We start from the raw sequence: 14,054 nt of genomic DNA on the forward strand, positions 1-14,054 counted from the left end.
GTTCTATCCTTTAAATAAATGAGCAGTCGTTGGCTGTGCTGAAGAGGCGGCGCGCGTTCCCCGGCCCCGTGAGTTGCCCGGAACGGTCGTCACGAACTCCCTCAGATAGAGCGGTTCTAACGTTGACAGCTGTTCGGCAGAGAGCGCTTTTCCACCTTTCTCGCCGATGATCCCCACTGCGGCCGGATTGCAGACTGTTTCCGGCATGCAGGCGTACTGGGCGTTCGCCCCCGTCATCGGCTGCATCTTGCGTGCACCATCGCCCGCAAAAACAACCGAACGGTACCGTGAAGCTTCTTCAAAAATATTTGCGACCGGTTCTATACCGTAGTCTCTGAGACGGCGAACTCCCGTTGAGTGCAATTCATAGAATGAATAAAATGCCTCGTCCCGTTTGGCATCGATAAGGGGAGCAACGATTCCGGACGCCGGATGAGGAGCGTTCCTGAAATATTCGTACGCAAGAGCGTCCAGCGTTGGCACGGCAACGACCGGTGTGGAGCTCGCCACCGCAAGCCCCTTTGCCGTGCTCAGCCCGATCCGCAATCCCGTGAACGAACCGGGGCCGATCGAAATGCAGATCGCGTCGAGATCGGTCAATGCCACCGACGCTTCGCGCAGCAGCTCATCGACCATCGGCAGCAACCGCTCCGAGTGAACGTTCTTTTCGCGAATGGTCCGCTGAGCGACAACCGCCCCGTTATGCACCAATGCCGTCCCGCACACATCGGTAGCCGTTTCGATCGCGATGATCATTTTTGCGTTCCCCTGGCGATGTGAATGATCCTTTGGTTCCGATCTTCTCCCGGGTTCAGCGTGACGTCATAGCGTTCCGCCGGAAGCGCCTGCTCGACCAGGTTCGCCCATTCCAAGAGACAGACGCCGTCGCCGAAAAGATATTCATCAAACCCGACTTCTGCAAGTTCGGTCAGCGAGCGAAGGCGGTAGAAATCGAAATGATAGACCGGGAATTTCCCTTCGGCATATTCGTTCAGGATCGTGAACGTCGGGCTCACGACATGGCGTTGAATGCCGAGTCCGAGGCAGACGCCTTTTGCAAATTGTGTTTTTCCGCTCCCCAGATCGCCGTACAGCGCAACAACGTCGCTCCGGCGGAGCGATGCAGCGAATGCCTTGCCGAGCTGGAGGGTTTCGTCCGCGCTGTGCGTGGTGACGGAATTATTCACGACCGCGGTCACTGCCTCGGCTCCAGCGTTATCACCGGAAGGATGACCTCCTCCATCGAGATGCCGCCGTGCTGAAAGCTGTCCCGGTATTGATTGAGATACTTGTGGTAATCGGTCGGGTACACGAAATAGTAGTCTTCTTTTGCGATGATATAGTTGATCGTGACTCCGCGCCGCGGAAGCTTATAATCCTGGGCATTCTTTATAAAGACGGACTGCTTGTCGTCCGCCTTGAGGTTCCTCCCGAATTTATAGCGGAGATTGGTGGATGCCTCTCTGTCCCCGATCACCTTCGAACCGCGCAGACAGCGGACGCTTCCGTGATCGGTGGTGATGACGATCTTCACGTCCTTTTTCGACGCTAATGTCTGGAGCATGCCGAACAGCGACGAATGCCTGAACCACGAATCGGTGAGCGAGCGGTACGCCGGCTCATCGGGGGCGATCTCTTTGAGCAGCGCCGAATCGGACCTGCCGTGCGCGAGCATGTCGACAAAATTGACGACGATCGACGTCAGCTTGTTCGATGCGTACGACAGAATGTTATTTTCCGTCTGCCTGCCGAATTCGCCGTCCAGGATCTTGATGTACTTCGGTTCCGGTTTCAGTTCGATGCGGCGCCGTTCGAGCAGTTTATCCAGCAGCTGCCGTTCGTACCGGTTGTGGCTGTTCTCGTCGTCTTCCCCCTGCTGCCAGATCTCGGGAAATCGCTGCTCGATCTCCGCCGGGAAGAGGCCGCTGAAGATCGCGTTCCTCGAATAGGGGGTGGCCGTCGGGAGGATGGAATAATAGTATTCCTTTTCCATCGTGTAGTAATCCCGGAGATATTTCTCCATCACGAGCCATTGATCGAGCCGCATACAATCGATGACAAAAAAGAAAACGGACTTCCCCTCATTCAGCCGCGGTATCAGGTAGCGGTCGACCACATCGACCGAGAGCGCAGGCGCCTTTCCCTTCTGCTGCAGCCAGTCGGGATAGTTCCGCTCGATGAATTTAGAAAACTCCGCGTTGCATTCCCGTTTCTGGTCGTTCAACATCTGGTGAAGACCGAGCGTCGGGTGAAGATCGAGCTCCATTTCCCACGAAACCAGTTTAACGTATAGATCGACCCATCCCTCGTAGGTCAGCGGGTTGAGCAGCGCCCGTGAAATAGAATTAAATTCCTCAACGTAATCCTTGGAGACCTGCTCGCTCTGGATCTTCTTCCCCTCGAGAAATTTCTTGCAGGCGAGGAGGATCTGGCTTGGATTGACCGGCTTTGTCAGGTAATCCGAAATTTTTCCGCCGATAGCGTCTTCCATCAGCGATTCGGCTTCGTTCTTGGTGATCATCACGACCGGAAGCGAAGGAGAGACATCCTTGATTTCGGCAAGCGTTTCGAGCCCGCCTTTGCCGGCCATCATCTCGTCGAGGAACACCAGGTCGAATGGGCGGTTGCGGACGAGCTCGATCGCATCTTCCCCGTTCGTCGCGGTTTCCACGGCGTATCCTTTTTCTTTGAGGAATAGAACATGCGACCGGAGGAGCTCGATCTCGTCATCGACCCAGAGAATGTTCCCTTTTTTTTCCTGTTCCATAAAATTTTCCAGAGGTTAAAATACTAATTGAAGCAGCGAGAGTCAATTTGGTAGACGGAGCGAACAGCGGGCTGCTGTGGTTCATATCAGTTCAATACCCGGTATTATTCTGAGCAAAGCAGCGAGATCGTCCTTCCCGACGGCTCGACTTTCTAAAGCAGCCCGCAACCGATCGGCTGCCCATCATCCCCTCTTACTGGATCGAGATGTGAACGTCCAATCCTCCCTCGTTTGTCGTCGAGCCGGGGATGGTCGAGCCCCCTGCATCGGGAGTCACTTTCGTGTACCGGTAAAAGAGCGAAGCGGTCACCCGCGAACTGAGCACGTAGCGGATGCGCGGCTCGGTAACGCTGCGCGACGACCCGTCACCCGGTACGCCTCCGTCGAGCCCGGAGCCGGTCCCGGCCGGAAGCGCGGTATACGTCACGCGGGAATTGTCGGAGTAAGTGTAGTTCAGGCTGATATCGATGTCGTTCGAAAGAGAGAGCCCGAAGAACGGAATTTCGAATCCGGTCCGTCCGAAGCTCCCGGTGATCGAAATTTCCTTCGTACCGTTCTCGACGATGTTCTGGGCGGACGGAATAAGATCATACGACTCCGTCGTGTTGTACCGAATGTTGGCGCTGACATTCCCTTTGAACAGCTCTTTGAACGTAACGCTGAGTCCGAGCAGCGGAGAAAACTGATACCCGATATGCTGGGCATCAACGATCTCGTCGCCGCCCGACAGGTTGCCGTGGAACGACGTCTGGTACGTCGAGCTGTACGCGTGGTCGAGGCTCACATGGCTCGCATAACTTTTGAAGATCGAGAGCTGTTCCAACCCGTCCCAATGGAAAGAGTAGTTGAACCGCGGCATGAACTCTCCGAGCAGCTTTCGGAAGAGCGGCACCGATTCAAAACCGTTCTCGAACGCCTGCGATAATTTTTCGTCGTTGATGCGGGTATCGCTCGTGTTGTCTTCGAGCGCTGCGAACTCTTTGCTCACTTCCGTGATGCCGCTCTTAAACGCCGAGAGGACGAACACCGGCGGGAGCGTGAAGAACGAACGCTCAACGCTCCCGGTCGTCGCCGTGCTGACCTGGTATATCCTCCCGAGCGAATCGGTGGTGATCGTCTCATTCCTCGAATATTTCCAGTCGACGTTCCAGGTCAGGTCGACATGGGCACCGGTCCAGAGATCCCGGGTCGTGCGCAGACTGATCTTGTTGTCCTCTGTATAGGAATCGTTGAGCTGCCCGTTCGGCGCGCGAAGTCCCGTGTTGGTCGAAAAACCGAAGTAAGGAAAAGCGCCCTGCCCGTGAACGCCGGTGATATTTGCCGTCGGGTCGGAGACGAAGCCGAGCTGGTATGCGGCAGTCGGACCGTACTCGGATTTGCTGTCGATGAAGAACAACGGCCTCCCGAACAGGTTGGCAAACCCCGGCCTTCCCGGAATCCCTCCGTTCGTTGCGCTGTTCGACTGGTCGAACGAAACGTTTATCTTGTCGTAATCCAAAAACGGAGTCTTGATGAGGATCCTGGCAAATTCCAGAAGGTTCTCTTTCGCCGAGAACGCCGATTTGCCTTTTGTCTCTTGCACCGCAAGCGTCGAGTCGCGGGATTTTGTTGAATCCCTGGATGCGGATTGATTCCCCACTTTCGCCGTGTCGGATTGCTGCGGAGCCGGGGGGTTGTTGAGGTCCTTCAACTCCTCATCATCCTGATGCCCGCGGCCTCGTCCCGCGAGACGGGAACGATTGACCGTTGAGCCTCCTTGTGTTTCAGTGCCCCCCTTTTGGGTCGGGAACCATGTCTCGACAAATTGTTTCAGGCTGACCTCGGAAGAAAGCGATATCGAATTCGCCCATCCAGCCCCTTTCCCCAGGTCATTTAACTGCAGGCTGTTCTGCCAGTGATATCCGACGCTGTAATGCGCCGTCATCGTGACATATTTATTGAGGCTAAGGAGTTCCATTATTCTCGGGTGAGTCTGAACGTCGATATTCTGACCGTATGATATGTCATGCCCGAAGCCTATGAGCTGGTCCTGGAAAAAAAGGCTGCGGAGAATGGAGGTGAACGGCCTTTGATTTCCCAGCGTGTCCGTTTCCAGGGAGACCATCGTGCTGGCGACGCTCAGCGAATAGGTGCCGGAGAGATTGATCAATCCGTTCTCAGTCAGCTTCCACGCAAAGGAAAATGTGCGGTTTGCCGAGAAGTTCCGGTTCGGCGGGCTTTCTTCAGATGCGCCGCGTGTCAACTGGTGAACCTGCGAGCGCGCCATGTCATAGGTGAGGTTGATGTTTTGGATCGGATAATAAAGACGAAAATCCTTTAGCCCGCTCAATAAAAATGCGCTGCCGAAACCCGAAAGCGGCGTAATAAAATCGTTCGGGTCCGTCGTGTAAGCGTATCCGAGATGAGAGGTCCATCCCCATTGTGTCTGATACTCGACGGTCGGGCTCCGTGTCAACGAATTGTTGTAGGAAAAACCGTAGACCAGCTTGTCGAAAAAATCCCTGATGTACCACCGCTCCGACGGTATCACGATCTTGAATGTCGGCATCGCGTACGTGCTGCTGGTCGTCAGCGTCTGTGATTCGAAAATAAGTTTTTGCTGTGCCGCCCGCAGACCGGTTAACTCGTATTCACGCTGAGCGGCGGAGGCGACGTCCACATCCGACCCGGGCAAATATTTCGGCGATGTGCTCCCCTCGGTATGAGAAAATGAGAACGGAAGCGACGTCCCTGTCCAGGTCGGAGGCAGAAATCTGTCAAGAGCAAAGCTCGAGTTGATCCCCCAGTTGCGCGTCGTGGTGCGGCTTCCGAACTGCGATTCCAGCTGGTGGAAATTCGGGTCGATGTCGGTGTACGAGAAGGAGACCGAACCGATGTCGGCCAGTTTCACGCTGCCGCTGACACTGTACGCGCGTCCTTTGCTGTTGTCCACGTCGACCAGACGAAGTTCGTTCACCCATACTGTCGCGGAATCGATCGTCGACCGCGGGGCGAGGATGGTGTCCGGGTTTTCTATACCGATGGATATAAACTGAATGTTTGTCAACGTTGGGTTGCCGAGCACGCTGTAGGTGGCGCTGTCTCCGCTCCCCGGATGGGCATATTTCGAAACAACTCTGTTGATCTGCGCCGAATCCCTTCCTTGTTTGATCGCCGCCAGTTCGGAAAAGACGATATCGATGTTATTCTGAGGGCTCCAGACATTCGCTTCCTGTCCGGCACGCGGGGTGGTGATGCTTCGGTCCGCCGGCATTATCGGTTCTTTGTACTCGTAATAGTTGAGACTGTCTGCTCCCAACCGGAGAAATAATTTCGCGCTCGGATTCGTGACGCTCGCACGGAAACTCGGATCCCCCCTGACGAACATCTTGAGCTCTCGGTAGCTGAACATATCGAGGGGTTTGGTATTGAACTGTTTGATCGCCTGCCGTGTGCTTCCCGGCGTCAGGTTGTGAATATTCAGCGCAAGGGCCTGTTCGTTCTCGAACACCTGCTCATCGGGTTTTGTCAGGTCGCGTGCACGGGAGACGCCGGGGGGGCTGATATATTCCGCCGGGTTGTCTTCGATATTGACGACGGCGAGAGAGAACGTGCTGTCGTGCTGCACGAGCTCTTTCCATTGGTTTCCCACAAGGTCAAACTGCGCGATACCGAGACGGATTTCCTGCTTAAAGCCGGTGAACCACATTCTTGCATACTCGACGAGCGAGAAATCGGGAGAACCGATCTTGTTCGTCCAATTGATGAGCGGAATGCGATATTCGTACCATCCGTTCGATCCGCCGCCGACGAGCTGCGGGTTCGCGTATGCGCCAGATGCCGTCCTCGATGTATCGAGGTTTAACTGATATTCGAAATAGCTGTTGGTTTTATCCAGGTAATTATTATGATTCAGGTCGTCTGTGTCCGGGGTTCGGCCATTCTCGCTTTGGAGGTTATTCTCTGTTCCATCAATGTGACTGTAATCTCCACTACCGTTAGTCGTACTCGGAGCAACATAGTCATCTCCGGACGGATCATCGTTGAGGTTCGGGAATGAGCTCTTGTTCGCTGCAATAAATGCAGCGTACTGACTTCTTTCACCATCATCGCTTAAACGATCGAGGCCGACGTCCTCGGCAGCGCTCACCACGCCGGTGGGAACTGTAGGGTTATCTTCCGTGTGGATCCCTCCAAGCGTGGTCCCTGGATCGTCCGGAATAACATCTTCGTTGAGCGCCCCCAGATCGATGAATATTCTGTTACTGGCAGTATCAAGCGGCACTTTGTTGTCAATCTTCACCCAGATCTCAATGTAGTTGATGTTCTCCTGTACCAGATCGACAACTCCCGATGCCAACAACCTCTGCATCCCTCCCCAGTTTCTCTCGGGATTGCGAAGAAGCGTCGAATCGAGGTTCATTGAATAATTGTATTCTCCCCGGTCCCTCGGGTTGTAGTCGACATAGAACACCGAAGTGTATTGGTCGGCCTGCGCCACTGATTTGTACGGCCAGATCGACGTCACGGCTACATTGTTGGGGATCGTGTACCAGTACGTCTTTGCTTTGGAGAACATCTTCTCCCCGTCTGACACGACACGGGTTAGGTCCGTATCAACTCCCTCGATGTATCCCGGCGGACTCAAGTAATGCCACGTCCCGTAGCTGACGCCGAACGGGATCGTCTTCTTGGCCCCTTCGAAATCGTCGACGTAAGCGATCGACTTCCCCTGGTCGATGCCGATCGTGCTCTTTTGAGTATTCGCATCCGGGGACATGAATGCCATCTCGCCGCGCAGCGTGAATTCCGACTTGGCCTTCGTTGAAACGAACGGAAGCGCATCGATGGCCTTGGTCAGAAAATCGAGGTTGCCGCCGGTTTGTCCGTCGAATCCGTAGATCGTGTTATTGGTCGGTTCCTCGCCGAGGCGGACTTTTTCGCTGAGCGTCTGCTGGTTTAGGTTCATGAGCGTGAACCCGAGCCCCGTTTTGTCCGAAAGCTTTAACTCAGCCCGCGTTCCGAGCAGCGTCTTCGATGCGATCTGGAAAAGATCGTTCTGCTCGAATTTCACTTGAAGATTGGCTCCGGGAACAAGGGCAGCCTGGTTCTTGATGATGACCTGGCCGGTAATATAGTCGACGGTGTAGTCGACGTTCACCGCCAGCGGCTGGCAGTTGAGAAGTACCTGAACGCTGTTCTCGACGATATTGAAGCCGAGGTTGATCGTGTTGGAACTCCCGGCGGTCGTTTTTCCTACGATCGTGAACCGGTCGCGAAGGTTGTTCTGCGTCGCTAGATATGGAGTGTTGTCGTAAACGTCGGGATAGCTGAATGAATCGGGAGATATATTGATTTTGTACTTATCGAAGGCCTCTTTCAAGCCTCCGTAAAGGGGCCTTCCCCCGGAAGTATCTGGACGTGTACCCAGAAACGGCTCCACTGACTGAAAAATAATTTCGCCGCGTGTCTCGTCGACGGTCCATGGAGGGATATAGTCGAAGACGTTATCGGAACCCGGTGAGTTATCGCTTTTATAGTTATCAAAGCCAAACAATTGGAGAAGCTTCGTGCCGTTGATATTGTCGATAGGAGACTGCCCGGGAACGTTATAATAGATGTTGAGCTGGAAGCCCGCCGATTTGATGTCGCGTCCTCCCAACGCATAAATGTTCTTCATCAAGAGCCGCCACGCCTGAGTGTAGACCGGCTGGAGGGATCTGGGCTTTATAAGTTTCAGGATAAGAACACTCGACGGCTGGGCAGTCCCGGTGAAGGTGCCATATACAGCGTCAAATTGATGGCCGCTCGGATTCTGAACGCGATATGCGATGGCGATTGCCTGGTTATCCTGCACCGACCTGTTCATCGTGATATAACCGGCCCCCTGGTTGATCGTGAAGTCTCTCGACGGCACGAGCTTCTGCCATTTACCTGCTTCGGTTTGTCCCTGGACCGTTACTGTGTCTTGTCGGTACACGTCGTAAATCGATTGATCAGTCGGCAGTGTTGCAGGGAGATTAATGAAAGCAAGCCCCGCAAACGCTGTTGGATCATTGGGGTTTGGGCTGGTGATCCAGACTTCCTGATCAATAATCGTGGTTCCAGGGTGCCCTTGCCGGTTCGCGAAATAACTTTCGAACTGTGAAATATAGCTCGTGTCGACAAAATAATGGTCGGTGTTGTAATTGTAGGCATGGAGAGTAAAATCGGTTTCAGAGCTGCCGCCGCTGATATTCTTTTCCTGGATCTGTCCCTTTTTCTGCGAGGCCAGGCCGATGATTTTCAGAGGACCGAATTGAAACGTCGATTTGATGCCGAACAGCGCCGAACTGCTGGAAATGAATGAAGAGTTCGTCGCAAGCGAGACGTTTCCTGCTTCAACACTCTGCACGATTTCATCGTCATACCCGGTGTACTTGATTTTCAGCTGGTTCTCGTACTCGAATGTTCGCTGTGTATTCCAATCGGCAAGAATATTGAGCTTATCTCCGATCGTGCCGCTTACGTTGATCTGCACCTGCTGCGAAAAGTCGGGCTGGTTGACCGTATTGCCGAGCGCCGACAGGGTCACCTGGTCCGTCGTCGTGTTCGTAAAGCCCGCGTGGATATCGACGGCGCCGGAAATATGGAGGTTGATCTTCGGAGGACCGAAAATGCTGAAGACAGGGTTCGCCGGGATCGGAATGTCGATATTGGTGATCGAGCCGAGCACATCTCCCAGGTCATTCTTCTTCTTCAACGTCCCGACTTTATGGACCTCGTCGGCGATGCTCCGTTCTATGTCATAAGCGTACCGGAGCCTGACGTATTCGTCAAGCGGCATCTTCTCCGGAATTTTGACATCCCCCCCGTTCACCCGTTCCCTGACTATGACATACTGCCCGGTGGAATCCAGCTCGACGGTCCGTATGATAAGAGACGGAGGCTTTCCGAACATCGAGTAGGTGCGCTGCTCGAAAATGGAAACCATCGGTTCATCGGTCCGGTGGTACAGGAACTGCGCAATGCGGGCCGTAGAGTCGCGCGGGACCCTGCGGATCGAATCGGCGCGCGCGATCGAATCTCTTGTCTTTTTCGGAAGCCGATACCACGTGGTATCGCGAACGCCGATCTTAAAAACGAACGGATTTTCCTGATTTTCTTCCTTGAGCAGAAGAGAATTCTTGTTGGTGAGCGAATCGGCGTACGATTCTGCCGAATCGATCAAGAATTTTCCCCCCTCGGGAATGATGGTGATCCCTTTGAAAAATATGTCTGTCACATTCTGCCTGAATGCGACGGAATCGCTCGCAGCATCCTCGCTTGACGACACGACAACAGAAGAGTCCGCGATCGAAGTATTGTGCACCTCGGGCGAAACGGAGGAGCTGAGGGCTGTGTCTTTTTTTGCGGATGCAGGATGCGCTCCATCGCTGACGGCCTTTGAATCTGCGGGGGGCACGGTCCCTTTCAGCGAATCAGCTGCCGGAGCGGCGTACGGAAAAGGGGCGGGGGCAAATGCAACCTCAGCGGACCCGGAAAACAAAATAACAACGCACGGAGCAATGAGATTAACGCCCAGCAACACGATGTGCCCGCGCAGAAAAGAGGATGCCCTTGCAAATATGGACGTACTCGTTGGATTCACTAACGAAATAGAGATACAGTCAATTGCCCGAAGGCGGAATAATCAACACGAGCAAACCAACGCTCATGCCGGGAGTTTAGTGATCAGGTAACAAAATTCCGCTGACTGCTCTCCATTATGTGGATGGACACTGATGAATGGTAACCTAAAGTAGACAATAAATGAAAAACTTGCAAGCAATCTGCCGACACGGCAGACCATTTTCCGTTTCTTGTAATTTGAATTGATACGAACGGATGCAGTTCGTATATTGCATCATGATCCTCTTCCGCCACATTCTGAAAGCACACTTCGCCCCGTTCATCGGTTCGTTCTTCGTCTTGATGTTTCTTTTCGTTCTTCAGTTCATGATGAAGTTCATGGATCAGCTTGCCGGAAAAGGATTGAGCGGAGCGGTGATCATTGAACTTATGGTGCTCAACCTGGCCTGGATCGTCGTCCTCGCCGTGCCGATGGCGGTCCTGGTTGCAACCCTCATGGCATTTGGCGGCCTTTCCGCGAACAGCGAGATCACTGCGATGAAAGCGAGCGGCGTCAGCTTGTATCGGATGATGTTTCCGGTGCTCATCGTGGCGGGGATCCTGACGTATTTGATGGTTCAATTCGACAACAAAGTTCTTCCCGAGGCCAACCACCGGCTGAAAACGCTGACGATGGATATCCGGCGGAAGAAGCCGACGTTCACGCTCGTCCCGGGTCTCTTCTCTCAGGACCTCCCCGGTTACAGCATGCTCGTCCGAAAGACCTTTGCCGAATCGAACAACCTCGAGGGGGTCATCATTTATGATTTCACAGACCCGAACAAGAATGTGGTGATCACCGCCAAACGGGGCGCCCTCTCTTTTTCGGCCGACTACCGCAAACTGATCATGGACTTGTATGACGGCGAAATTCACGAGCTCAACCTGACGGACAACATGTCCTACCGGAATATCAAATTTCAGCGGCAAGTTCTCACGACACAGGCCGAGGGCTTCGATTTCGAGCGTTCCGGCGAAAACACTTTTACCCGGGGCAACCGCGAGATGAGCGCCGGCGAAATGCTGTACATCGTCGACAGCCTCAAGGTGCAGGGGGATGTCTCGCGCAGCCGCATCAACGCCCTCACCGACGGCCTCCGTCAAAAAGTGTTCAACGGCACCATCGCGAGACAGTCGGACGCCTACGCTTCCTGGCGGGCGATTGAACCGTTCACCAACCTTTCGAGCCAGTTGATGATGCTGCGGAACGGGCTCGACGCCGAACTGGCCAATTATTCGTACATTGAACGGACGATGAAGCAGTATTGGGTCGAGATCCATAAGAAATATTCGATTCCGGTCGCCTGTTTCGTCTTTGTCCTCGTCGGCGCGCCACTCGGCGTGATGTCGCGCCGCGGCGGGTTCGGCGTGGCAGCGTCGCTGAGCCTCGGGTTCTTCCTTCTGTACTGGGCCTCGCTCATCGGCGGCGAAAAACTTGCCGACAGGGAACTCATCGAACCGTGGCTGGGGATGTGGATCGCCAATATCGTCATCGGAGCGCTCGGCGTCGTACTCACATACAGGATCGCAAAAGAAAATGTCGAGCTCCGCTTCGATTGGATGAAGCGGCTGATCCCGCGCCGGCTGCGCAGCGGAATGTAAGGACCATGCATTGTTAGCCCCTCAATGAAACTCCTCGACCGATATATCATCAAGCAATTTCTCCTCACCGCGCTTTTCGGGATCGTCGCGTTCACGTTCATCTTCATCGTGATCGATCTGATGGAGAAGCTGGACGATTTCCTCGACCGGAAGGCGGACGCGATGATCATCATCCAGTACTATATCGCCTTCACGCCGGAAATGATCAAGCTGATGACGCCCGTCGCCATTCTGCTCTCAAGCCTCTTCACGACGGGAAAACTCTCGAACAACAACGAGCTGACCGCAATGAAATCGAGCGGCGTGAGCATGTACCGGTTCATGGCGCCGATGCTGATCCTGGCGCTCCTCATCAGCGTCGCCTCCGTCTATTTCAACGGATGGATCGTTCCGTATGCCAACCAGCGCAAGTTCAACATCGAGCATGTCTATCTCCAGCGTAATTATGAAGCAACAGCGCGGTCCAATATCTATGTGCAGGACGGTTCGCGACGGATCGTCTCGATCAATTTTTTCGACCGTGCCACTAATTTAGGCGGCCGGACCTCAATCCAGGATTTCAGCGACACGAACCTCATCAGCCTTTCCCAGCGCCTCGACGCGAGACAAATCCGATGGGATACTGCAACGGGCAAGTGGACCCTCTATGGAGTCACCAGGCGCACGTTCGATCAAAGAAAAGAACAGCTGAGCACGGCCGACAGGCTGACCATCGACACGCTTCACTTTGCTCCCGCCGACATCGTAAAAAAAGAGGAGAATCCGGACGAGATGGATTATTTTGAGCTCAAAAAATTCATTGAACGGCAGCAGCGGACCGGGACCGACGTCGCACGGTTGCAGGTCGATTTCTATAGCAAAGTGTCATTCCCGTTTGCGAGCTTTATTGTGGTGTTGTTTGGCGTTCCGTTCTCCTTTGGGAAGCGCCGGGGCGGGTTAGCGGTGCAGTTTGGAATTTCTGTCGCTGTCTGTTTCATCTATCTGATCTTCATGAAGACAAGCCAGGTATTCGGGTATAACGGCGACCTTCAACCCTTGTTGACCGCCTGGCTTGCTAATCTGATCTTCCTTGGAGGGGGCATTGTGAACATCGTCCGGATCCAGAAATAAATCCGAGCGAACGCGATCCAAGACTACAAGCTTATCTTCACAGTCAATTCTGTCACCAGGGCTACCTCTCCTCCCCCTGCATCCTGCAAATGCATCCCGATGGACGACGTCACATCTTTATTGTAATTGGAGGCGGACCATGCGCCGTCGATCGCGCTGATGAAATGATTTGCGACAACGAAAATTGTCGCCGTCGCGGCCGTATAATAATAATCGTTGGCGACACCGCGATTATGCGCGTACGTCAGCATTTGCTGGGGGATGAACGAGAGATCATACCCATCGTCCCCCAGCGGGTTGCCGCTCTTGTCGACGTAGGTGTCCCATCCGTACTTGAATTGAGAATATTTTCCTATCAGTTCATAATACTGCTGGGTATTGTACGTCGGCAACTCATGCGAAAAACCGACAGTATGTGGAAGTATTTCCCATGCGTTGATCTCCGCAAAGAGGGTGGGCTGCGGTGCTGTCGGGTCAATGGTCGGATACGTCGTCCCGGACTCCTCGTAGTTTGTTCCGTTCGCGTTGATCCATTCTGCGTATTTGACGGCGCTCCAATGCTGGTTAGCATAATTTTGAAAATTCGTCGTCGCCGTGTTCCCTCGGTTGTTGTAGTAAATCGCAGCCGTCAAGGCAGCCGCTTCAACAGCGAGAAATATTCCCGTTTTAAGATACCGTTCTGAATAATACTCTCCCGATCCCGGGACCAGGAGCGACATTGCTCCGGCGAGGATCGGCTTCTTCAGCCTCGAACGGTCAACGGTATTTTGCACCATGACTGTCTTCGATTGAGGGACCGAATCGGACGGCGGCATCGCGACCAGGTCCATCCGGGCATTTCCCGTCAGTGTGCCATCGCCGGCATAGGACTCGAGCGGAAGTACGAAGATAGCGAGCAACATTATGATACGCATAAACAACTCCTCAGAAAATTTTCTGTGAACCG

The 14,054-nt window shown here is 53.9% G+C and carries 7 protein-coding genes; 2 read left to right on the forward strand and 5 right to left on the reverse strand.

The features are described 5' to 3' along the window. Positions 1-3: 3 nt before the first annotated feature. The 4 genes from tsaB to sprA all read right to left on the reverse strand — a co-directional run bounded on the left by tsaB (position 4) and on the right by sprA (position 10,376). Positions 4-756 (reverse strand): tRNA (adenosine(37)-N6)-threonylcarbamoyltransferase complex dimerization subunit type 1 TsaB, encoded by a 753-nt coding sequence (gene tsaB, locus VMF88_06550; protein HTY10715.1) that lies wholly within the window; start codon positions 754-756, stop codon positions 4-6. Continuing rightward, positions 753-1,199, reverse strand: coding sequence for a tRNA (adenosine(37)-N6)-threonylcarbamoyltransferase complex ATPase subunit type 1 TsaE (gene tsaE / locus VMF88_06555; GenBank protein ID HTY10716.1), 447 nt, complete (start codon positions 1,197-1,199; stop codon positions 753-755). Before tsaE ends, tsaB begins: the two co-directional genes overlap by 4 nt. After that, positions 1,196-2,767, reverse strand: coding sequence for a bifunctional response regulator/alkaline phosphatase family protein (locus VMF88_06560; GenBank protein HTY10717.1), 1,572 nt, complete (start codon positions 2,765-2,767; stop codon positions 1,196-1,198). The genes tsaE and VMF88_06560 overlap by 4 nt, the downstream gene beginning before the upstream one ends. Positions 2,768-2,960: 193 nt before the next feature. Continuing rightward, the gene (sprA, locus tag VMF88_06565) at positions 2,961-10,376 is read right to left on the reverse strand and encodes a cell surface protein SprA (protein HTY10718.1); all 7,416 of its coding nucleotides are present in this window, start codon (positions 10,374-10,376) and stop codon (positions 2,961-2,963) included. Between the two features lie 257 nt (positions 10,377-10,633). Between sprA and VMF88_06570 the strand changes: the two genes are divergently transcribed. Continuing rightward, positions 10,634-11,998, forward strand: coding sequence for an LptF/LptG family permease (locus tag VMF88_06570; GenBank protein HTY10719.1), 1,365 nt, complete (start codon positions 10,634-10,636; stop codon positions 11,996-11,998). A gap of 24 nt (positions 11,999-12,022) precedes the next feature. Further along, on the forward strand, positions 12,023-13,108 hold the full coding sequence (gene lptG / locus VMF88_06575) for an LPS export ABC transporter permease LptG (protein ID HTY10720.1): 1,086 nt from the start codon (positions 12,023-12,025) through the stop codon (positions 13,106-13,108). A 23-nt stretch (positions 13,109-13,131) separates the two neighbouring features. Here lptG and VMF88_06580 read toward each other — a convergent pair whose 3' ends face one another. Continuing rightward, positions 13,132-14,022, reverse strand: coding sequence for a hypothetical protein (locus tag VMF88_06580; protein HTY10721.1), 891 nt, complete (start codon positions 14,020-14,022; stop codon positions 13,132-13,134). Positions 14,023-14,054: the final 32 nt, after the last annotated feature.

The sequence above is a fragment of the Bacteroidota bacterium genome, from assembly GCA_035506275.1.
Classification (GTDB): domain Bacteria; phylum Bacteroidota; class Ignavibacteria; order UBA10030; family UBA8401; genus JAGVPT01.

Excerpts from the sequence above, each read along its gene's own strand:
- tsaB (HTY10715.1), bottom strand. The coding sequence starts at position 756 with ATGATCATCGCGATCGAAACGGCTACCGATGTGTGCGGGACGGCATTG.
- VMF88_06560 (HTY10717.1), bottom strand. The coding sequence starts at position 2,767 with ATGGAACAGGAAAAAAAAGGGAACATTCTCTGGGTCGATGACGAGATC.
- VMF88_06570 (HTY10719.1), top strand. The coding sequence starts at position 10,634 with ATGATCCTCTTCCGCCACATTCTGAAAGCACACTTCGCCCCGTTCATC.
- lptG (HTY10720.1), top strand. The coding sequence starts at position 12,023 with ATGAAACTCCTCGACCGATATATCATCAAGCAATTTCTCCTCACCGCG.
- VMF88_06580 (HTY10721.1), bottom strand. The coding sequence starts at position 14,022 with ATGCGTATCATAATGTTGCTCGCTATCTTCGTACTTCCGCTCGAGTCC.